Genomic DNA, 20,046 nt, shown 5'->3' on the forward strand with positions numbered 1-20,046 from the left:
CGGGGGCGTTAGAGCTTGGGAAAGCCTATGTTTACTCAGTATCTCTAATGTTCATATTCCCTGGTGAAATACCTTCTTCTGATTCTACAAAAAGTTCCCCATCCTCCTCTACGATAAATGAATTTCCAGTTCTAAATATCAAATTATATAATCCCTCATAAAATTTACCTCCCAAATAATATAAATCTCCAGAATTAGGAATAAAATAAATTCTTCCCAGTTCATCAATAAGGATTTCTCGGTTATCTGCAAAGCCGAAATTTCTTAATTTTTTGCCAATAGATTTTTGATAAAAAATATAATCCTTATCATCTATCGAATAGTCAACTAAGGTATTTATATTTTCCCCAAAGTTATGCAGTACCGTAGATAGAAAGATGCGTCCATTACTACGATAATAAGCGTCATAGCTAATTGTTAAATACCATATTTCTTTTAGAAATTTTTTTACATTATCAGGTAACTCATCTAAATGGTGGGGTAGAGAATCTAAAATAATTTCTCTATTCTCATACCAGCCTGAAGCAATCATTTTCTTAAAAAATCTGAGTGTATTTCGTATGGTTGTTTCATAAATACTTCTTGTTATTTTACTGTAGTATTTTAGAATGAAATATTCAGCCTTATTGACGCCTGTTTGGAGTCATAGATGAACAAAAGGGAATTCCATGCTAATTCAGGTCCTTTAAATTCGAGTACTGGAGCACTTTTTAGTACACAATATGATTTTAAAGGAGGATATAAATTAAGAAAATTTTGAATAATTTTTGATTCTAAGATGTTTTTAGTTAAATAAAAATAGTCATTAAATAAGATATCAATTTCCTTTTTGTATATGTCAATAAATATTTTTCCTTCTTCTTCAAGGTAATAAATATTTTCTTGAAATAAATAAATACCTTCTTGTATATTTTTAAAATTTATTAATTTAGTTTTTTCTTTAATGTCTTTAATATCATTAAAATTTAAGGAGAGATTATTGATGACAATGTTTTTTGTTGTATAAATAATTTAATTTGATTCATATGTAATTTTACCTCCTGAAAAATCGAAGTTTGCCAGTACTTGTTAATTTCGGTTTATCCATATCTCGAATATAATATTGAGCTGCTCCCCCATCGCCATATTTTTTATTTGCTTTTGCTTTTGATTTTCCTACGCAAATATCTTCTTCTACTACAAATATATGTAATTGTTTTCTCATGTCACGTGCGGCAGTAGCATTTCCACTATGTTTCACCTGTACAGAATCGTTAAATGCTCTGGCATTTCCTCTTGCAGAACGTACAGCGTATCCTCGAACAAAATAATTCCCAGGGGCAGAAGCCATACCTGCCGGCCCATGTGGATACAATGTAAACAATATTGTCCCTTTTTCTAGGACAACATTTTTCCAATTCTCCACACCTGGATAGTCCTCACTTCCTTGCCAGCCAGCCGCTTCACCGGTAGGATCTTGTCCTGCACATGGATCATTACATGTTCCAGGCGATTTTTTAGAACTTACCCCTAATGGGTCAGCCCACATTTGACTGTTTTGTAAAGCCCAATAGAGGTTACTACCACCAGCCAACCCAATCGGATCTTGGTTGATAAATCTTCCACATTCCGGCTCATAATACCTAAAGAAGTTGTAATGCAGCCCTGTTTCACGGTCGGCATATTGGTTTTGCAGGCGGAAGGGTTGGTAAGCGCTATCCGTTACCTTGGTTTCCTCTTTTAGACGACCCCAGCCGGTATAGTTGCCGAACCATAAGAGGTTACCGTCTTTATCGGTCATCTCTCTTGGGATACCGATTTGGTCGCAGTGGAAGTAGTGGGTTTGTTGGCGTTTTTCACCGTCTTCGGTTGTCCATTCGCGGACTTGCGCCAATGGTTCGTAGGAATCCGGGTCGGTATAGATATAAGTATACCTGCCGTCCAATTGGACTTCTTGCAGCAGATGGCTGCCGTCCCAAACGAAGCGGGTTTGGTTTTCGAGGCTACCTAAAACTTCTCCGTCTTTCAGACGACCTTTTCCTATCCTTCTGCCCAAGGCGTCGTAGGTGTACGCCCAAGTTTCTTTGCTGCCGTCTTTTTTGAAGATTTCGGCCTTAACCAGTTGGTCATGCAGATCGTAGAAATAGTTCTGCACTTCGCCGTCAGCCAGTTCGCGGTGGATCAGGTTACCGAGGTCGTCGTAGTAATAGGTCGTGCCGTTGTAAGTTTTCAGGCGGTTGTCGGGGACGGCGGAGCGACCGTCTGAAAGGATATTGTGCGCAGGGTCGAAGGCGAACAGTTCGTTGCCTGCTTGGGTAATCCTGCCCAGTTTGTCGTGCTCGAAATGCGTCGTTCCCGTCCGCTGGTCGGTACTGTGGGTCAGGTTGCCGGTACGGTCGTAGCCGTAGCTGCGTTTGACGGCGGTTTGGCCATAGCCCGCTGCGACTTTGGTTTTGCCTTTGCCGCCTTCGGCCAGGTCGTTGAGGGTGGCGATTTGCCTTTTCAGACGACCCAGGGGATCGAGTTCATAGCGGCTGGCGAGCTTACCTTGTGTGCGGAAGGCTGAAGGTTTGTGCAGGCTACGGCTTGCTTTGTCTGCCGCCTTTGAATGTGCAGGCTGCTTTTGAACTGTTTTGTGGCATTGAAAAGCAGCCTGCACTTTTTCAGGTAGCCTGAAGGGGGTGCGTGGGCAGCACATACCCACCCTGCGTCGGGACTGAGGCTGTTTGAACAGAAACCGCGTGCGTGCGTACTGCACGCACCCTACGTCGGGATTGGAGGTTTCATGCGGGCTACGGCTTGCTTTATTGATCAATAGTAAATGTTTTAATATATTTTTTAATATTTATTCTTTTCCTTTTTGAATAAAATCCAAAAGAGTAATCAAAATAATTAACTAATTCCTGCATAAATAAATGACTACATTCATTTTCATTCAAATATTTTTGCAATTTTCCACTCGTCTTTTCAAAAATCAAGTTCATGTAATTAAATAAAATCATATACGAAACAAATTTATTTTCAGTTAACTTGCCCTCTTGTAACACAAGGGGTAACAAATTAAATATTTTATCAACCCTCACTCTTTTGTATACATCACTTTCACTATGGTAGATAAAGTTTTTATAATGGCAAAATTTTAAATATCTATCATCTATCAAACTATTAAAAAATACATTTTCTAATTTTAATCCGTCTTCTAAAAAATCTATTAAATCTATATAAAAAGATTTAATGCTTGATAACAACTTCATTTTTTTATCATCTTTTCTTTTAAGCTCCATCGATGAAATTATTTTTACAAACGGAATAAGATTGTTTCTACCAAGCTTAAAGCATAAAACCCCGTTTTGAAGTTTTATACTACTAATTGACTCATAGTACAAATGAGAGTTATATAACAAATAAAATATGTAACTTTGCCTAATTCTATTATTTAAGTTGGAATTACATGTATCGGATAGTTGGTACAAGGCGAGCGCTTTGTTGTCAAATACTGTTTTATTGTGGAAGCTATGAGTATCAATATAAAAAATCATTATTAATGAAGATAGTATGTTGTACAAGTGCTCCTCATTGTTATCATTAAGTTTAAAGCATTCTGAAGAAAATTTTGTTTTTGTTGATATAAATTTGATAATATCTCGAACAAAGTGCTTCTCTCCTGAATCATTTATGTGAAAACATAAATGATAGGCTCCTCCATTATCTTGAACATATCCATACTCTTCTATGTTTTGATTATTTCTATACCTGTCAAAATTTAACCTAGGATTTTGATATATATAAAAAAACATATAAATTATATTGGATATTTTCACGTTATCTCCTTCTCATTCCTGTTTCTATTTTAACAATGTGCGCATTTAATTTATCTATTAAATTACGCCCAATTCCCTTTGCCCCTTGTTCGTTGGATTTGACTAAAACTCCGCCAGGACAAGCTGTTTCTTTACCGTCAACATCTTCAATATTGGTAACTGAATCTAATATCCTTGCTCCTTCATCATCAAGAGTAATTTTAACGAAGTAATTTTCTGAGCTAGGATTCCACGGAACAGGTTTAATAGAAAGATCTGTTACCTAAATAGGTCTTCTTGAACGTTTTCCATTTTTGTCTATTATAGGTACTAGCCCCTTTTCCTTTTTTATAGCTTCCATTTCTTCTTTACATAAACACCTCTGTATTTGACGTGCCTTTCTTTGACGTGCCAAGCCATAAGGATCAATCCAACCGGTAACATTTTCTGCAAACTGATAAAAATTCTCCCCACCCCACAACCCAATCGGATCCTGATTCACAAACCGACCCGCATCAGGGTCGTAGTACCTGAAGAAGTTGTAATGCAGCCCCGTCTCACGGTCGGCATATTGGTTTTGCAGGCGGAAGGGTTGGTATGCGCTATCCTTTACCTTGGTTTCCTCTTTCAGACGACCCCAGCCGGTATAGTTGCCGAACCACAGCAAATTGCCGTCCTTATCGGTCATCTCACGCGGAATGCCGATGTGGTCGCAGTGGAAATATCAGGTTTCCTGATAGGTTTCGCCTTCTTCGTTGGTCCAGTTATGTACCTGTGCCAACGGCTCGTAGCCGTCGGGCTCGGTGTAGATATAGGTATACCTGCCGTCTGAGTGGATTTCCTGCAAGAGGTGGCTGCCGTCTTTTTTGAAGATTTCGGCCTTAACCAGTTGGTCATGCAGATCGTAGAAATAGTTCTGCACCTCGCCGTCGGCCAGTTCGCGGTGGATCAGGTTGCCGAGGCCGTCGTAGTAATAGGTCGTGCCGTTGTAGGTTTTCAGGCGGTTGTCGGTGACGGCATTGAGATCGTCTGAGAAGCAGAAACAGCATGATTACCGCACCCACGCTACGTCGGGATTGGAGGTTTCATGCGGGCTACGGCTTGCTACGGTTAATGAGAAGATGCTCATGAGAATATATGCATTTGATTCCTTGTTTTATAGTGGCAATTAAACCACTAATTTTTTTATTAGATTTAGTAAATAATGGATTTTCCCAATCATAATTTTTAATTACGTAAACTTTGAATTTTCCATTTTTACCGGTAGTGGAATACCATCCAACATCTAAAATATATTTTTCATTAAAGAACTGTACTTGTAATAAATTTTCCTCAAATTCAAGTTTGTAGATTAATTCATTAGTGTTATTAAATAGCCAAAATAAATTTTCATAAGTAATAATGCCATCTTTAAAATCAATGTCATGTTCCATTTCAATTTGCCCCTATTCTCATCAAGTGTTCTTCTTTTTGTAATTGGATATCTATGTATTACCCCCCCCCTGAGAACATTCAGCTCGTATGTATGGTGTATCTACACCGTCTGATGCACCAATAATTTTTCCAGCATCATATACTTTAACTCTATTTGGCCTCGTAGTGGTATCGGTGTGCTGCCCCAGCGCATCGGTGTGGCTGAGCAGACGGCCCAAACCGTCGCGTTCCATCAGATTGGTGTTGTCGTCAGCAAACACCCGTTTGGTCAACTCGTTTGTTGTCGTCGTAATGATATTGCTCGTCCGCCACATTGCCGAAGTTCAGCGAGAACACCCGACCGTTGCCGTCGATGACGTATTGCGGCAGACCGGCCAACGTGATAAACGAAACGCTGATGGTTGCCGTTGGCGTCTTCCACCGCCACCAGTGGGAAGAGGGTACTGTCTTCGTCCGAACCGTCTTCTGCGACCACCAAAGGCGCAAAACGCAGCGCTATCGAACCGTCCAGCGAAGCAATGACATAATGCCCGTCCGGATTTTTGCTGAACCAAATCTGTTCGCTCTCGAACAATACCGGTTCCTCATCATCTTCATCGACTTCCGGCAGCGGGAACAGACGGCCCTGATCGTCGATATAGGCCAATCCCGCTGCATCGCGGATAATGCGCTGGCAACCCGGCACGCTCCAGCCCTCGCCGAGCCAGCCGGTACCGTCTTGGTCGGAATAATAGCTGCGGCTCCAGACCAGCGGCAGAATGCCTTCAAAAGCAAAGTCGGTTTCACCCTCCAAAAACTTCAGCCCGTGTATCGGATTGACCGGACGGCCGGCAGCGGTCGGTAGAAATTAGATTGTTAAAGAGCATAGTAGGCCGTCTGAAAGGATTTGTGTTTCAGACGGCCTTTTGGTTTGGTTGGGGCTCGCACCAATCTATACTTGCTGTTTTAGATAGTAATTATTGAAGAACAATCATAATTATGATTAATTAATGTTAAATCATTTCTGCCATAATGCGCTATGGGCAATTCATTTAGCTTGGTGGGGTTTTTAGGAAATGCTATTAGTTTATACACTAAACTATCAAAATCTATATCATAACTAAAAATCCCTTTTTTTGCGTAACCTGCAAAGGATTCTAAATATTCTTCTTTCTCTTTTAAGCTATCAAATATTGGTAAATTATTCTCACAAAATACAGGTTCCGCAATATCAGGTAGATTATTAAAAAAGTTAAATTGCTGTTCCCATAATGACTTAGATGTCTTTAATTTGCTTGGTAATTTATCAGTGCCTCCAGTTGCAAAATGAGCAATAAAATTTTTATCATTAATTGCGAACCAATCTAAATCGTGAGACTCGATAAATAATTCTGACATAATCATTGATTTAATCCTTTTTGATCATACTAATTAATAGTTAATAGTGTTTAATTTGTTACACCAAATATATTGACGCAGTTATCACAATATGGTCTTGCTTGGCCAGTTCTAGGGCGCTTAGCTTTAGTAAATTTAATGTCTTTTAATTTTAAATCAGGATTATCTAAAAGTAGCTTATTAGCAGCTCTAAATTCTGCACATCTACCTATAGTATTACCACACTCAGTTTTTGCTCCTACCCCACCATGTCTATCTGCAAGCTCTTGTAATTCTGGCGCAATTTTACCTGGTATATCTCCGTTAGATGCGACTTCAATGAGGCCTGTCGCTGTATAGGCAGCCACCATAATAGAAGGGGCATTACGCTTTCCTTTATGAGGAGCCATAGTTTCATTTAATTTTTTTCAGCCTCTTTAACACATAATCCTAGTATATCAATCCATTTAGTAGTATTACTAGAATAAGAATAGAAATTTTTTCCACCTTCTAACCCAATCGGATCCTGATTCACAAACCGACCCGCATCCGGCTCGTAATACCTGAAGAAATTGTAATGCAGCCCCGTTTCACGGTCGGCGTACTGGTTTTGCAGGCGGAACGGTTGGTAAGCACTATCCGTTACCTTGGTTTCCTCTTTCAGACGACCCCAGCCGGTGTAGTTGCCGAACCACAAGAGCTTGCCGTCCTTATCGGTCATCTCGCGCGGGATGCCGATTTGGTCGCAGTGGAAGTAGTGGGTTTGTTGGCGGCTTTCTCCGTCTTCTGCGACCACCAAAGGCGCAAAACGCAGAACTATCGACTAATCAGAGAAGCACCCGCCGGGCTCTTTGCTGAACCAAATCTGTTCACTCTCGAACAATACAGGCTCCTCATCATCTTTATTCATCCCTAGTAGCGGAAACAGGTTAGATGATTGCTACTAGAAGAGTCGGATTGTATAGGCTCTAGACTTTTAAGCTGTCTGAAAAGATCTTTCAGACGGCTTAAGTCAATGGCATGAAGAAAATACATGCTTCTTGCAAGCCTTTCACAGGTGGGTATTCTAAAACTGCAGTAAGTATTCTACACTGTGTAGACTACAATTTTTTATGATCCCATTTCCGGCAAAATTTAGCATTTGTTATGAATTCATCAAATGTGTCTGCTAAAAAATTTATATATAAATCAGGATAGATTTCCCAAATACTAAAATTCTCAGGATGAAAAAATAATATACCACCTTCACTTGATGCTAATCCAAATGCAAATGATTTTTTGACCAGCTCAATATTTATTCCTGTTGTAAATCCTTCAATATCTTTAAAATAACGCTCGTTATCGGAAAGAATTTTATAATTAGGTACTTTATCTGAGAAAGAATATTGTTCTAGCATGAATGAACACCAAATACCATATTCTTTTTTTAAAGTTTTAGGTTTTTTCCTGCTAAATTCATAATATAAATCAACTATTTCATCTCTTGAATTCATAAATTGTTTATATGAATCTGGCAGATCTAAATTTAATACATCCATATTATCAATCCTTTTAAGAAATAAAAAATCAATCCATGTATAAAATTGATATCACTTTGAATTTTTAATTTAGTTGGTATAATCAATCAAATAATCAGAATTTATTTACCTGTCCTTACAATCTTTGCGATATTTTAAAATTTCCTTGGATTTTTTGCGCCTTCCTTGTGATTGTAGATATTCTATTGCTTTTTGTTTCCAATGAGCTTTTCTGAACCTGTTATAAAATTTATTTAGTTCATGGTCTCGCCTAAATGATTCTGAAATAAACGAATGAAGTTTGCGAGTATGCTTCTGATGTATACTTTCTGTTTCTTTGAGCTTGTTGCTCATGTGGAACATGTCGCCGATACACACGATGTGGCGCTTGCGGACTTTATCTGAAGAAGAATGCCCCTCAGCCAAGCCAGTTTGGTGGCGGTGTGGGAAAATACGCCCATGCGGCCAGGCAGGGCGGGTTCGTCACCAGTGATACGGTTGGTCTTGCTGGCTTTGAAGATGAAGGCGGGCATGCGGTTGAGACGTACATCTTTAGCAACGGTTTTGTACCGCCCAGATTGGCAAAGAACGGGAGGAAGAAGGGTATGGGCTTGCACTGTGGAAGGAGCAGGAGGAGGCGCCCTGCAGAAATCGGGAAGGGTACAGACAACATTGAAGTCGCTGCTTTTACAGGCGATTTTATTGACGACATGGGAACTCCTATCGGGACGAGGGCGTCTGAAAGGGGAAATCATCTGAAATTTGTTTCAGACAACCTTGCGGAGTTGTTGGATCCCGACCCAATTTACGGTTACTATCTTGCGAAAAATAGTTTTGTAGCATTGGTTTTAGAGTTTACATAGATTTGAATAATTCCTTTTCCTCCTCTTTGATTAGAAGATAATATTTTAGGATAATAGATAAAAACAAAATATTTATTTTCTGTGTTATCAATAGCGACCTTGCAAGATATGTTGTATTCTGCTACATCAAATCCTTTATTCTCCATTTCTTTCATTGAAATGAATAAAGATTTTGAATATTCCTTCTCTATAAATAGTTCTCGATCTGAATATTTATAAATATCAATAGAATTGGCCATTATATTTTCTCCTGGGAAAATATAAACAGTGTCATGATTTTGCATATTCTCATATTTATTTTGAATGAACCCCTTATTTCAATAATTAAATTCCAGCAAAGGGCCTGTATTTTAAAAAGCCCCTGAAGGAGTTCCTGAGTATCCTAATTTTCCTTTAGCATCAGCAGTAATCTCCTCAATATCTGGGCTAGAAAAATTGTCACTATTGAATGTGTCTTTGCTCTTTGTAGTTCTCTTGCCAGAGGCTGTTGACTGATCTTCATATGTGCAATATTCACCAACAATAGAACATCCACTAGGTGCAAGTTTACCAGCATCAGCTGGATTAAATCCATCTAACGTTCCTTTAACCGGTATAGTTGTCGAACCACAGCAGGTTGCCGTCCCAACCGGTTTCTTGAATCAGGTTGTCGGTCGGACCGTAATCGAGGCGGTAGGTTTCGCCGTTATCATGCTCCTAAAACTGTTAAATTAGATTTTCGTTCCTAAGAAATTCAAGACAACAGAATAAGATTCACAAAAAGGTGGATTTTCCATCATCAACCGATATAACTTTTGTTACAGTTGTTAGATCCCTTGAATATTAATCATAGTCATAAAGGATAGCAGAGCAGTCATCTAAATTAATTACATTATTTGTGCTTAAGATTAAATTATTGTTTCTAATAACCCCATATTGATATCCTTTTTTCTCAAAATGATTTTTAATCTTTTGCAGAATTAATGTCTTATTTGAGTTACTTTTGAAAGATATCCCACAAAATTTTTCCCTGTTGGGTAAAGTGATCTCACAATTGGACGAAATCAAACAAAAATCCTCCGATTCCAATTCAGAAATACTGAAAATTTCATCAAATGAATTTTCAAAACTATGCATATCATGCTTAATATATAAAAATACCCTATCAGGATTTTGGTTGGGCTGATTACCAACGATATTTACAGCATCCTTTATTCGCTTTATTACATTAATTTTATGGTTAGTTTTTTTCATTTAATAATTCCCATGCTTTCGTAATTATAAAATAATATTTGTTAGACTTTCTTGGGCAAAACTTTTGAGTAATTATCACAAATTCCTTGCTATTTGTATGATATACGACTTGATCAAAACATTTCAGATTTTTCTTTATACTTGACCCCAAGTTTTCCATCCCAAAGAATCAATCCACCCATGAACATTTAGTGCAAATAGATATAAGTTACCTCCACCTATCAACCCAATCGGATCCTGACTCACAAACCGACCCGCATCAGGTTCATAATACCTGAAGAAGTTGTAATGCAGTCCTGCCTCGCGGTCGGCATACTGTTCTGTAACCGGAATGGCTAGTAAACGGTATCCGTTACTTTGGTTTCGCTCTTTAGTTTGCCCCAACCGTAATAATCCCCAAACCACAAGAGATTGCCATCCTTATCGGTCATCTCACGCGGGATGTCGATATGCTCACAGTGGAAGTAGTGGATTTGGTATCAGCTTTCTCCTTCGTCGGTTGCCCATCGCGGACTTGCGCAAGCGGTTCATAGCTGTTCAGGTAGGTATATCTGCCGTCCGAGTGATTTTCCTGCAGTAGGTGGCTGCCGTCCCGAACGAATCCGGTTTTATCCTCGAGGTTCCTCTGAAAAGATATTGTGCGCAGGTCAAAGGCGAACAGTTCGCTGCCCGCTTTGGTGGCCCTGCCCAGTTTGTCGTACTCGAAGTGGGTCGTTCCCGTCCGCTGGTCGGTACTGTGGGTCAGGTTGCCGTTGGTGTCTTCCACCGCCACCAGCAGGAAGATGATGCAGTCTTCATCCGAACCGTCCGCTACTACCCGTCAGGGCGGCAGGATGCCTTCAAAAGCAAAGTCGGTTTCACTCTCCAAAAACTTCAGCCCGTATATCGGATTGACCGGACGACCGGCAGCAGCAGCGACCTTACAGAAAATACAGGGGTTTGGGCGGTAGTTTTCCTTTGGGCATGTTGTTCAGATAGAACACATCGCCAGCGCGTATGATGTGGCGCTTGCGGATTTTAACCGTGGAAGAATGCAACACCGGCCAGGCAGGTTTTAGCTAGTCATTTCCATTGCAATTTCATGTAGCGCATCCATTAAATGAAAAATTTTATTTGCTTGTTCTTCATTAGTGTATACTTCATGTTGCCTATTTCCACATGTTAAAAGAACAGAAGTCATATCAATAAATATATTTACTAAACTAATAGGTAAAGCATCCGCGCCAGAATATTCTTTTTTTAATTCAAGTAGTGAGTCAATTAAATTCTCACAATCATAGTTTGTTATACCTTTTCGCGTTTCTGCTTGATGTGAAACATTCAAAAAATTTTTAGTAAATATTTGAATTTTATCTTCTTCCATATTATGCCCTTAATCTACTTTTCTTAATTGCACTTGTGGGGATACTACCTGTTACTAATATTTCTTGTGATTTAGATGCCCTATTTTTAACTGTATTACCTTTTAACCGGGAACAACTACTAGTTAAATCAATAAATATCTCCCTGAATTTGACTTAAATTAACTTCAATAATAATCTGGTCTGCACTTCCATGTAGTTGTCTATTATTTTTTTGCGGGTAATTAGACAGAAGCGCGCGTGCAGTTAGCATACATGACACTACACCACACGTTAAATAAATATATTTTATATCTCCACAGCTTGCTGGTCATTCTGAACGCATGTTGTGTAAAAATATTCGCCAAAAACTTTAAGCTGTATTTTATTTGCTTTTTGTGGTATCAAAAATTTTTAACGAAAGATGCAGTTACTACACAGCACAGGTTCATATTCGTTATCAAAAATCTCTTTCTACAATAGGAACTTCATCTAGAATTTCAGTAAGCCAAATATCATACCACTCTAAAAAACTAACTCTTTCCTTTTCTTTATATGAATATGGAAAAATTCCACCATAATTACCTCGCCCATCATACCAAACATTACCAGCTTCTGGTCCTGTCAAGACGAGCAAAAATAGTTCACCACATCCTAAGTCACAGAAACAAATTGAACCACTAATATGTTTCGTTGAAAAATAATTTCTACTTAGGACATCTAAATTATTAGCATTAATTTCTAACGCATCATAAAAGGAATCATCGTTCCAAGATTTACAGTAAGGAAAATTTTCAGACAATAAAATTTTGTCTTCTCCTTCTTCTGACAAGATTCTTGGATCTATAATACTTTTATCATTATCCAATGGTAATATTCCTAAACCAGGGCCAACTCCTCCATTTCCAATGATTTGCATAAATTCTTTATAATCCTCAGGGAGGACAATATCATTAATATCTTCAAAATGTTGAATATCTTCTTTATTTATAATTGGATTGAAAATTAGCTTTTCAAATCTTTTAGTAATGACATAATTACCACTCTGAATTTTTTTGATTTTTACTTTAATTTTATCTAACACTTTTCCTCACTATAATATTTCACCGCCTGGTCCCTCTGTTCTTTTCATGAGATTACCAGAATTTCTATCTGCCCATGAAAATTCTATGGTCACTTCATTTTTTCAGCAAAATTTTCCATGCCGATTTCACACCTATCACGAGGAGATAATCCACTCAATTATTTTACCTTCATCCAATATTTTGTCTAATTAAGAACTTGATATAAAGTTTTCCAGTGCGGCAATGAACCTATCACACAAAACATCCTCAATTTCATATAGCAGCTCAAGGTAAAGAAACAATTCCTCATATATATCTCCTAATAAACGACTTTTCTCTGCTACCATTGGATACAAAAAGCTTACCGTTATACGTTGAATACTTTTTTCTTTACCTTCCAATATTTCATAATTAGCCCAAGCATACTTTTCACGAGTATGTAATTTTTTGGCAGTGATTTTTCCAGATAAAAATCTCTTAGCATAGTCTAAATCTATTTTGGGGTCATTTCCGTTGCTAAGAGGAGCTATTTCTATCTCAGTAAATAGAATCAAAAATTTAATTAACTCTGTGTACGGAATTGATTCAATTAATTTTAATTCTCTAATTTTATCATATGCATTAATAATTTTTGATTTAGACACTTTCTTATAGCTCATAATTATTTATTTCTTTTAAACCTTATATAATATCTTCAATATTAATATTTGCTGAAATTAGTCCTTCCTTACTCTCTATAAACAATGAGCCAGTATCGTTTATAAGATAAGAGGTTCCTCTTGTAAATATTAAATTATAGAGTCCTTCATAAAATTTCCCTCCAACATAATAGATATCCCCCGAGTCAGGGATTTCATAAATTCCTCCTAATTCATCAATCAAAATTTCTCGACCGCTCTTAAAACCAAAATTTCTTATTTTCTTATTTGTCAAATATGTACAAAAATATGAACTTTCTTCTTCTGATGAATAATCTATTAATTTTTGGGTTGTTTCCCCAAAAGTATAAATATCATTACTAAATATATATCTTTTATAATTATCTTGCATGTAAAAATCTTTAGTTAATGAAATATACCATATTTCTCGTAAAAATTTCTTGACCATGCTGGGTAAGTCCTCTATATGAGATGGCAGCTTTTCAAGTACAATGTCCCTTTCCGGATACCAACCGGAAGAAATCATCTTTTTAAAAAAATCAGAATTTATTTCATATGGTTGTTTCATTTTCACCTCAATATTTAAAATATTTTTAATAATCCTGGGATGCTACACCATCAATGATGCCTAGCTTATCTAAATAATTTACCACACGATTTACATGCTGATATCAGCTTTCCTTTTCTTACCTGTATCGCAACTGATGCTGCTCCTTTTATTTTATTCGTGCCCCACCATATAATGTACAGACTATGCGCAACGCCCCCTGGATACTGATTTTGTCACATGGCATATCAGATCTGTTGTTAACTTTCGACTTCAGCGTTAATGTGGCTTTAAACCTGTGCCAAAGCTTCATACCCTTCTCGGGTCAGCATGTTATCACGAAGGAGTACTGGTTTATATAATAGTAGTAGCCTTTTATGAAGGCAACAGTTTAGTGCCTTCCAAGGTAAAATGCTCGCTTAGGATAAAACAGGTATTATATTAATATATGATATAGAAAATAGAATGCATCAAAATATTAAATACCAATGCTAAAATATATTCAGTTTAATCAATAAAATAGGAAAATAGAATTATGAGTTATAATCTAGAAATAATCAATTATTCTCAAGTATTTGCTGATTCAAAATACTTGAAAGAATTTAGATTTGCAAATGGAAAACCTTTTCCTTATTCTTACCAAATTTTTGTGGACCAGTTCGGTTGGGGTAGAGCATTGAACAATTACTTAATCTATATCCCTTCAAACCCTAAGTTTCATGACTCCTGGCAACAAGCACGTGAAAACATTAGGTCGACGTATATAAATAATATTGATGAATACATCGGCTATTATCCAAATGATTTATTAAGTTTAATGGAACGTATGGAGCCATTTGCTAGAAGCGAATCAGGATATTATTTATTTTGGGATATATATAGCGAAAATCTAGCTGATGAATTTGATATATATGCAACTGATTTTGTGGGAGATATATATCTTCTAGGAAAAGACCTCTTCGAAGTTTTTTATAATCTAACCAACACTACCGAAATCTTGCAAAAATGTTTTAACACAAAGCCTTGGCCAAAAATATTTGAGGGATTCTCTTCAATTTGTTAGAAATTAATAACTTAAGTAAATTAATCTTTTTAGAATGAGCTTTTACTTACATAAAATATTTTACTCCTCGATATTGATCGCCTGAAAGCTCCTCATACAGACGATCAACTACATTAGCAAGCGAGTATAGGTTGGCGCCCTGCCCGAATCCAGGCGATCCGATAGAGTATAATTTTCTTCTGAGAGTACACTCCCGGATGAGATAAACCAGAAGGTGCTGTCAAACAGGATACACTAATAACCATAGGAAAATCATGAATTTAGACATACAAATCGTGTCTCAAGAGTTCAGACAAACACTCCAGATTAATAACTGGTTAAACAATATTGGAAACCATCAAAATTATGGTGGCAGCATATCATCACCTTTTAATATCCAGTTCATTACAGAGAAAGACCGGGTATACAGGCGCATGAAAGCTGATGCTTGGACGAATATTGATATTGATGTTTTTAATGACATTCTTGAATTTCTTGAAATGCATTCTATGGATGGAAGTATCATCAATGATCTAGCGGCAGAAGGTAAGAATATATTTGACGAAAATAAAACTTATCTAACCCATAGGTTAATATCCTACAAAATAAATGAAAATGTTGCTGATTATATTTTAATGCCCGCTTTAGTAAGAGGTTTTCAAGAATTCTATGTATCAAAACTCCACAAAAATATGCTTATTAATTTTAATAGAAATCTCATATCTCTGTTAAATCTTGGTTATTTACCCTGCGGCTGGAAATACTCACCCATATGGAAAAATCACCCCAATAATTTAGTGGTGCATCTCGATAATTCTTCGAAAGAAAATTTAAAAACACATGTGAAATCTTTCGATTATTCATCCGGTACTTTATATCTTTTTTAGAAAGCTCTGATGGCTACTCATTAACAGGGAGGACACAAGAATGATTGATACAACCGTTCAGGGAATAATATCTGTGTGGCTGGGGATATCCCATCAAACGATAGAAGAATTTAGTGCATACACCCACGGCCTGGAAAACTCACGTTCTGGATGCCCAGCTTTCAAAGATTTTGGGGTCTCATTTATCGATACTGACTTTTTCGTCGCCTACAGAACCACCAACGGTGAAGTTCTGCCCGTGGAAGAGCTAGCAGATGAGGTCGATACAAATTCCCTGGAAACGCTGAACAGCATTGTGGCAGCGGCAAAGAACAAAGGGATAACCCACGGCAACGCCCTCTACTATTATGTGAACGCAAAATTTACCGAAGAAAACCCCGGGATTCTCTACAATGACCTCACATTTATAGGCTCTTTTGATGACCCGGAGTAGCCTATGGACTATTTCTTCCTAAGATCAATACCCATAAAGACGCTAATATCCTCCATTGCATCCTCGGCGGCCCCACGGATATCTGGTACAGGGGAACGATGTTTATCTCTCAACAGCTGGAAAATACGGGACGTATCCCCCACCTGTTGATGTAGTTGCGCCAAATGCCCAAAGCAGGTAATAGCTAGTGAGCTCACCCCGGTATCGGCGCTGTCAGCCTGTTCGCAAAGCTGCTCAGACACCCAGGTAACATCACCCACGGCAAAGACCATTTCCATAAGCCCATCAATCACCGTATCCCGGTCAGCAGATAAAAGCTTATAAGCTACTACCCTTTTGAGCTCTTCACCCACACTTCACCGCCACTCCTGCATCGCCACAGCTGAAACATACAACCCCGAAGACTATGTGCTGCCACCTACTGCAAGCACAGCGCAGTCCCTCGGGAAGATCTCAAACTATCGGCAGCACACAGGGTACCCACCTTTCCATGCTGGTGGTGAGGCTACGATCCGTCAGAATCGTTTGTTATCTCTTCTTTCGGTTGGGAGGGGCGGTCCTGAGCTTCGCCAGATGTCTCAGCCGCAGAATTATTTGCAGCTTTAGCCTTCGACATATCCTTCGCCGAAGAAACATTACTGGTGTTCTCGGTTTTCTTCGTAGCCTTCTTTTTATCGTCAGCTTTCTCCCCTGTCGAGGCCGCATTGTCCTCCGCAGCATCCTTTGAACCCGTCTCGAGTACATCCGATGGGTTCTCAGCTGTCCCGCGTTCCTCAACAGGGCCATCCGTCACACCAGCAGCAGCCTTCGCCGAGGCGCGCACACCCGCAACAATAAAGCCGGTCACCCCCAGCACCACCAGCAACCCGGCGGTCCACACGTGAATACGCAGCCCCAGCAGCATCTCGGAAGTATCAATACGCAAGAAAGCCTCAATGAACAAGCGGCCCACACCGTAATACAAAACATACAGCCACAGGGTCTGCCCCAGCTTCAAAACGCCCTTCTTACCCAGGTAAATCAGCAAGAACGCGCCCAGCAGATTCCATAGCGACTCATACAAGAAGGTGGGGTGGAACAGCGTACCCGCCGGGTACTGGCTCGGGAAATTTGGGCTATTCGCATCAATCTGCAGACCCCACGGAAGAGTCGTAGGCTTACCGAAAAGCTCCTGATTAAACCAGTTACCCCAACGACCAAACGCCTGCGCCAAAATAATACCCGGCGCCACAGCATCCGCAAACGCCGCGAAATTCATACGGTAACGGCGGCACGCATACCAGGCGCCCAGAGCGCCCACAGAAACCGCGCCCATAATACCGATACCGCCCTCCCAGATCTTTAAAAAGGCCAGCGGATCGCCACTTGCCTTCGGGCCAAAATAGCTGCCCGGGTCGGTAATGAGCACATGATAGGCTCGGGCACCCACAATACCGGCAGGGATAGCCCACATCGCCACATCATACACACGCTCACGGGTACCCCCCATCTGCGCCCACCGCCTGCCGCTAAGCCACAGGCACACCGCAATCCCGGCGAGGATACACAGCGCATAAAAATGGATCCGCAACGGCCCAACCTGAATATACGAAACATCAGGAGAAGGGATAGACGCCAATGGGACACTAGAAACAGCCGACACGGCAGCTGAAGACACCAAACTCAACATTATGCACGACCTGCCAATTCACGGGTCAAAGTCCCCACAGCCTCAGGCCCGCCCTGCTGCAGCGCCTTCACCAGTGCGGTACCAACAATCACCCCATCCGCGTAGGCACCAATCTCCTCCACATGGGCGCGGGTAGACACCCCCAACCCAACACACGCATGCTTGGCACCGGCGGCACGAATATCATCCACCAGCGACCGAGCCGCCTCAGAGACCGAGGCACGGGCACCCGTGACACCCATCACCGACACCGCATACACAAAACCACTAGACGCCTTCGCAATAGTCTTAAGACGCTCTTGAGACGACGACAGCGCCGCCAAGAAAATACGATCCAGCCCGTGTTTCTCAGACGCTTCAAACCACTCAGAAGCCTCATCCGGCACCAGATCGGGGGTAATAATCCCCGCACCCCCGGCAGCAGCAAGATCACTGGCAAACCGATCCACCCCATACGCGAGCACCGGGTTCCAGTACGTCATCACCACCACAACGGCGTTAGTTGCCTCAGTAATACGGCGCACCGCATCAAACAACTGAGTGAGCTTAAACCCGTTATCCAAAGCAGTGCCTGTAGCCTGCTGAATCACCGGGCCGTCCATGACAGGGTCAGAGTACGGCACACCAAGCTCAATAATATCCGCCCCATTATTACCCAGCTCAATGGCGGCAGCAACCGACTCATCCACAGTGGGGAACCCGGCTGGTAAATAACCGATTAGGGCGGCGCGACCGGCCTGCTGGCATTCACGCAGGCGGGCAGCTAATGCCGACCCCGGGTTAGCGGGCGGGAAAGCGCCGTCAAGCACGGAGTACGTGGCGGCATGCGGCTGTGCATCCTGGTAGCTCATAAGTTAGTTTTTCTCGCTTTCTGCCTGCTTGAGGTTCTCAGCAGCCCCCTGCGCGGTGGCCTCTTTATTACCAGTCATTAACGTAGAAGACGGGATGGCCTTCCCCAGGTCGAACCATTTCAGGGCAGTCTCCATGTCCTTATCACCACGGCCAGACAGGCACACCACCATAATCTTCTCCCGAGCGGCCGCAGGGTCCTGTGCCGCCCACTGCTGGCAAACACGCAGCGCACCAGCAAGCGCGTGAGCAGACTCGATAGCGGGGATAATTCCTTCAGTGCGGCACAAGAGGCGGAACGCCTCCATGGCCTCAGTATCGGTCACCGGCTGGTAGCTCACGCGGCCAATATCCGAAAGGTACGAATGTTCCGGGCCGACCCCCGGATAGTCCAGCCCCGCCGAAATGGAATGAGATTCGATAGTCTGCCCGTCCTCGTCCTGCATCAGATACGTTACCGCGCCGTGAAGCATACCGGGGCGGCCCAAGGTAATAGTCGCCGCATGGCGCCCAGTCTCGACGCCATCACCACCAGCTTCAAACCCGTATATTTCAACGTCCCTATCGTCAAGGAAGGCATGGAAAATACCAATAGCGTTCGACCCGCCACCCACACAGGCAGCCACCCCATCGGGCAGGCGTCCCGTAAGAGCCTGAACCTGCTCCCGCGTCTCTGAGCCAATAGCGTCATGGAAAAACCGAACCATCGCCGGGAACGGGTGCGCACCCGCAGCCGTACCCAACAGGTAGTGGGTGTTCTCAACATTAGCGACCCAGTCACGCAACGCCTCATTAATAGCGTCTTTAAGAGTTCGAGAACCGTTCTGTACGGCAATAACTTTCGCCCCCAGCAGCTGCATACGAGCCACGTTCAAAGCCTGCCGCTCGGTGTCCTCCTCCCCCATGTACACAACGCACTCCATGCCGAACAAGGCAGCGGCAGTTGCGGTAGCTACACCGTGCTGGCCCGCACCGGTCTCAGCGATCAAACGGGTTTTGCCCATCCGCTGAGCCAGTAACGCCTGCCCGATCACATTATTGATCTTGTGGCTCCCGGTATGGTTAAGATCCTCACGCTTGAGGAAGACTCGGGCCCCCGCGTGCTCCGAAAACCGCGGCACCTCAGTCAGCAGTGAAGGCCGGTTTGAATACTCGCGAGAAAGACGCTGAAACTGCGCAATAAACTCGGGGTCATTTTTCGCCTCGTTAAAAGTCTGTTCCAGCTCATCCATGGCAGCAATGAGAGACTCAGGCATCCACCGGCCACCATATTGTCCGAAATAAGGGCCGGGTGCGTCCTTAAGAGTGCGGCCCTTAAGGAATGTCTCTGCCAGGTTTTCGCTCATTGTTGTCCTTCCTGGGGGTGATTCTACT

Annotated in this window: 27 protein-coding genes and 1 pseudogene; 6 read left to right on the forward strand and 22 right to left on the reverse strand. The window is 41.2% G+C overall.

The window, feature by feature from the left end; all coding sequences use genetic code 11:
- Positions 1-31: 31 nt before the first annotated feature.
- The 4 genes from D8M41_RS04555 to D8M41_RS12075 form a co-directional block, all read right to left on the reverse strand.
- A complete protein-coding gene (locus D8M41_RS04555; RefSeq protein ID WP_126926484.1) occupies positions 32-532 on the reverse strand; it encodes an SUKH-3 domain-containing protein in 501 nt (166 codons plus the stop codon).
- Positions 533-1,033: 501 nt separating this feature from the next.
- Positions 1,034-2,638: an RHS repeat domain-containing protein gene (locus D8M41_RS12070; RefSeq protein ID WP_202975991.1), complete on the reverse strand. Its 1,605-nt coding sequence runs from the start codon at positions 2,636-2,638 to the stop codon at positions 1,034-1,036.
- 145 nt (positions 2,639-2,783) lie between these two features.
- A complete protein-coding gene (locus tag D8M41_RS04565) occupies positions 2,784-3,800 on the reverse strand; it encodes a hypothetical protein (RefSeq protein WP_006888701.1) in 1,017 nt (338 codons plus the stop codon).
- 262 nt (positions 3,801-4,062) lie between these two features.
- A complete protein-coding gene (locus tag D8M41_RS12075; RefSeq protein ID WP_202975992.1) occupies positions 4,063-4,467 on the reverse strand; it encodes an RHS repeat domain-containing protein in 405 nt (134 codons plus the stop codon).
- 162 nt (positions 4,468-4,629) lie between these two features.
- Here D8M41_RS12075 and D8M41_RS11895 point away from each other — a divergent pair, with 162 nt between their 5' ends.
- On the forward strand, positions 4,630-4,812 hold the full coding sequence (locus D8M41_RS11895; RefSeq protein WP_238693467.1) for a hypothetical protein: 183 nt from the start codon (positions 4,630-4,632) through the stop codon (positions 4,810-4,812).
- Between the two features lie 61 nt (positions 4,813-4,873).
- Here D8M41_RS11895 and D8M41_RS04580 read toward each other — a convergent pair whose 3' ends face one another.
- From D8M41_RS04580 to D8M41_RS04605, 6 genes and pseudogenes are all read right to left on the reverse strand, one after another.
- A complete protein-coding gene (locus D8M41_RS04580) occupies positions 4,874-5,212 on the reverse strand; it encodes a hypothetical protein (protein ID WP_006887903.1) in 339 nt (112 codons plus the stop codon).
- A 269-nt stretch (positions 5,213-5,481) separates the two neighbouring features.
- Positions 5,482-6,030: pseudogene (locus D8M41_RS04585) on the reverse strand (DUF6531 domain-containing protein); the annotation flags it as partial.
- Between the two features lie 128 nt (positions 6,031-6,158).
- Positions 6,159-6,596 (reverse strand): hypothetical protein, encoded by a 438-nt coding sequence (locus D8M41_RS04590; RefSeq protein ID WP_006887894.1) that lies wholly within the window; start codon positions 6,594-6,596, stop codon positions 6,159-6,161.
- Positions 6,597-6,640: 44 nt separating this feature from the next.
- The gene (locus D8M41_RS04595; RefSeq protein ID WP_126853757.1) at positions 6,641-6,979 is read right to left on the reverse strand and encodes a hypothetical protein; all 339 of its coding nucleotides are present in this window, start codon (positions 6,977-6,979) and stop codon (positions 6,641-6,643) included.
- Positions 6,980-6,987: 8 nt separating this feature from the next.
- Positions 6,988-7,365, reverse strand: a complete 378-nt coding sequence (locus tag D8M41_RS04600) for an RHS repeat-associated core domain-containing protein (RefSeq protein WP_006887940.1) — start codon at positions 7,363-7,365, stop codon at positions 6,988-6,990.
- A 304-nt stretch (positions 7,366-7,669) separates the two neighbouring features.
- The gene (locus D8M41_RS04605; protein WP_006887930.1) at positions 7,670-8,107 is read right to left on the reverse strand and encodes a hypothetical protein; all 438 of its coding nucleotides are present in this window, start codon (positions 8,105-8,107) and stop codon (positions 7,670-7,672) included.
- Positions 8,108-8,529: 422 nt separating this feature from the next.
- On the opposite strand from D8M41_RS04605, the gene D8M41_RS04610 reads away from it, so the two are divergent.
- Entirely contained in the window at positions 8,530-8,949 is a 420-nt protein-coding gene (locus tag D8M41_RS04610) for a hypothetical protein (protein ID WP_039955086.1), read from the forward strand.
- Here D8M41_RS04610 and D8M41_RS04615 read toward each other — a convergent pair.
- The 4 genes from D8M41_RS04615 to D8M41_RS12140 all read right to left on the reverse strand — a co-directional run bounded on the left by D8M41_RS04615 (position 8,901) and on the right by D8M41_RS12140 (position 10,613).
- Positions 8,901-9,188, reverse strand: a complete 288-nt coding sequence (locus D8M41_RS04615) for a hypothetical protein (RefSeq protein ID WP_006887931.1) — start codon at positions 9,186-9,188, stop codon at positions 8,901-8,903. The two genes, D8M41_RS04610 and D8M41_RS04615, sit on opposite strands and share 49 nt — an antisense overlap.
- 583 nt (positions 9,189-9,771) lie before the next feature.
- Entirely contained in the window at positions 9,772-10,182 is a 411-nt protein-coding gene (locus D8M41_RS04620; RefSeq protein WP_039955084.1) for a hypothetical protein, read from the reverse strand.
- 135 nt (positions 10,183-10,317) lie between these two features.
- Positions 10,318-10,515, reverse strand: coding sequence for an RHS repeat-associated core domain-containing protein (locus tag D8M41_RS11730; RefSeq protein ID WP_193901406.1), 198 nt, complete (start codon positions 10,513-10,515; stop codon positions 10,318-10,320).
- Between the two features lie 2 nt (positions 10,516-10,517).
- Complete coding sequence (locus D8M41_RS12140) at positions 10,518-10,613, reverse strand: hypothetical protein (RefSeq protein ID WP_371873020.1); 96 nt, start codon at positions 10,611-10,613, stop codon at positions 10,518-10,520.
- A 207-nt stretch (positions 10,614-10,820) separates the two neighbouring features.
- On the opposite strand from D8M41_RS12140, the gene D8M41_RS11900 reads away from it, so the two are divergent.
- Complete coding sequence (locus D8M41_RS11900) at positions 10,821-11,132, forward strand: hypothetical protein (protein WP_232617536.1); 312 nt, start codon at positions 10,821-10,823, stop codon at positions 11,130-11,132.
- 104 nt (positions 11,133-11,236) lie between these two features.
- Here the strand turns inward: D8M41_RS11900 and D8M41_RS04640 are convergent, their stop codons facing one another.
- From D8M41_RS04640 to D8M41_RS04655, 4 genes are all read right to left on the reverse strand, one after another.
- Complete coding sequence (locus D8M41_RS04640; protein ID WP_006887943.1) at positions 11,237-11,545, reverse strand: hypothetical protein; 309 nt, start codon at positions 11,543-11,545, stop codon at positions 11,237-11,239.
- 437 nt (positions 11,546-11,982) lie between these two features.
- Positions 11,983-12,606, reverse strand: a complete 624-nt coding sequence (locus D8M41_RS04645) for an SMI1/KNR4 family protein (RefSeq protein WP_006887895.1) — start codon at positions 12,604-12,606, stop codon at positions 11,983-11,985.
- A gap of 189 nt (positions 12,607-12,795) precedes the next feature.
- Complete coding sequence (locus tag D8M41_RS04650) at positions 12,796-13,245, reverse strand: hypothetical protein (RefSeq protein WP_126926485.1); 450 nt, start codon at positions 13,243-13,245, stop codon at positions 12,796-12,798.
- Between the two features lie 22 nt (positions 13,246-13,267).
- Entirely contained in the window at positions 13,268-13,813 is a 546-nt protein-coding gene (locus D8M41_RS04655) for a hypothetical protein (protein ID WP_023134240.1), read from the reverse strand.
- A 514-nt stretch (positions 13,814-14,327) separates the two neighbouring features.
- Between D8M41_RS04655 and D8M41_RS04660 the strand changes: the two genes are divergently transcribed.
- The 3 genes from D8M41_RS04660 to D8M41_RS04670 all read left to right on the forward strand — a co-directional run bounded on the left by D8M41_RS04660 (position 14,328) and on the right by D8M41_RS04670 (position 16,154).
- The gene (locus tag D8M41_RS04660) at positions 14,328-14,855 is read left to right on the forward strand and encodes a hypothetical protein (protein ID WP_023134238.1); all 528 of its coding nucleotides are present in this window, start codon (positions 14,328-14,330) and stop codon (positions 14,853-14,855) included.
- A gap of 254 nt (positions 14,856-15,109) precedes the next feature.
- Positions 15,110-15,721 carry a hypothetical protein gene (locus D8M41_RS04665; RefSeq protein ID WP_006887941.1) on the forward strand — a complete coding sequence of 204 codons (612 nt, stop codon included), beginning with the start codon at positions 15,110-15,112 and terminating at the stop codon, positions 15,719-15,721.
- A gap of 40 nt (positions 15,722-15,761) precedes the next feature.
- Positions 15,762-16,154: an immunity 22 family protein gene (locus D8M41_RS04670; RefSeq protein ID WP_006887929.1), complete on the forward strand. Its 393-nt coding sequence runs from the start codon at positions 15,762-15,764 to the stop codon at positions 16,152-16,154.
- An 8-nt stretch (positions 16,155-16,162) separates the two neighbouring features.
- On the opposite strand, the gene D8M41_RS04675 is transcribed toward D8M41_RS04670, so the two are convergent.
- The 4 genes from D8M41_RS04675 to trpB all read right to left on the reverse strand — a co-directional run bounded on the left by D8M41_RS04675 (position 16,163) and on the right by trpB (position 20,018).
- The gene (locus tag D8M41_RS04675; RefSeq protein ID WP_006887924.1) at positions 16,163-16,507 is read right to left on the reverse strand and encodes a hypothetical protein; all 345 of its coding nucleotides are present in this window, start codon (positions 16,505-16,507) and stop codon (positions 16,163-16,165) included.
- 152 nt (positions 16,508-16,659) lie between these two features.
- On the reverse strand, positions 16,660-17,811 hold the full coding sequence (gene lgt / locus D8M41_RS04680; RefSeq protein ID WP_232617535.1) for a prolipoprotein diacylglyceryl transferase: 1,152 nt from the start codon (positions 17,809-17,811) through the stop codon (positions 16,660-16,662).
- Positions 17,812-17,822: 11 nt separating this feature from the next.
- A complete protein-coding gene (gene trpA, locus D8M41_RS04685; RefSeq protein ID WP_006887891.1) occupies positions 17,823-18,674 on the reverse strand; it encodes a tryptophan synthase subunit alpha in 852 nt (283 codons plus the stop codon).
- 3 nt (positions 18,675-18,677) lie between these two features.
- Complete coding sequence (gene trpB / locus D8M41_RS04690; protein WP_023134237.1) at positions 18,678-20,018, reverse strand: tryptophan synthase subunit beta; 1,341 nt, start codon at positions 20,016-20,018, stop codon at positions 18,678-18,680.
- Between the last annotated feature and the right edge of the window lie 28 nt (positions 20,019-20,046).

This window comes from Rothia sp. HSID18069 (assembly GCF_003989155.1).
Taxonomy (GTDB): Bacteria; Actinomycetota; Actinomycetes; order Actinomycetales; family Micrococcaceae; genus Rothia; species Rothia aeria.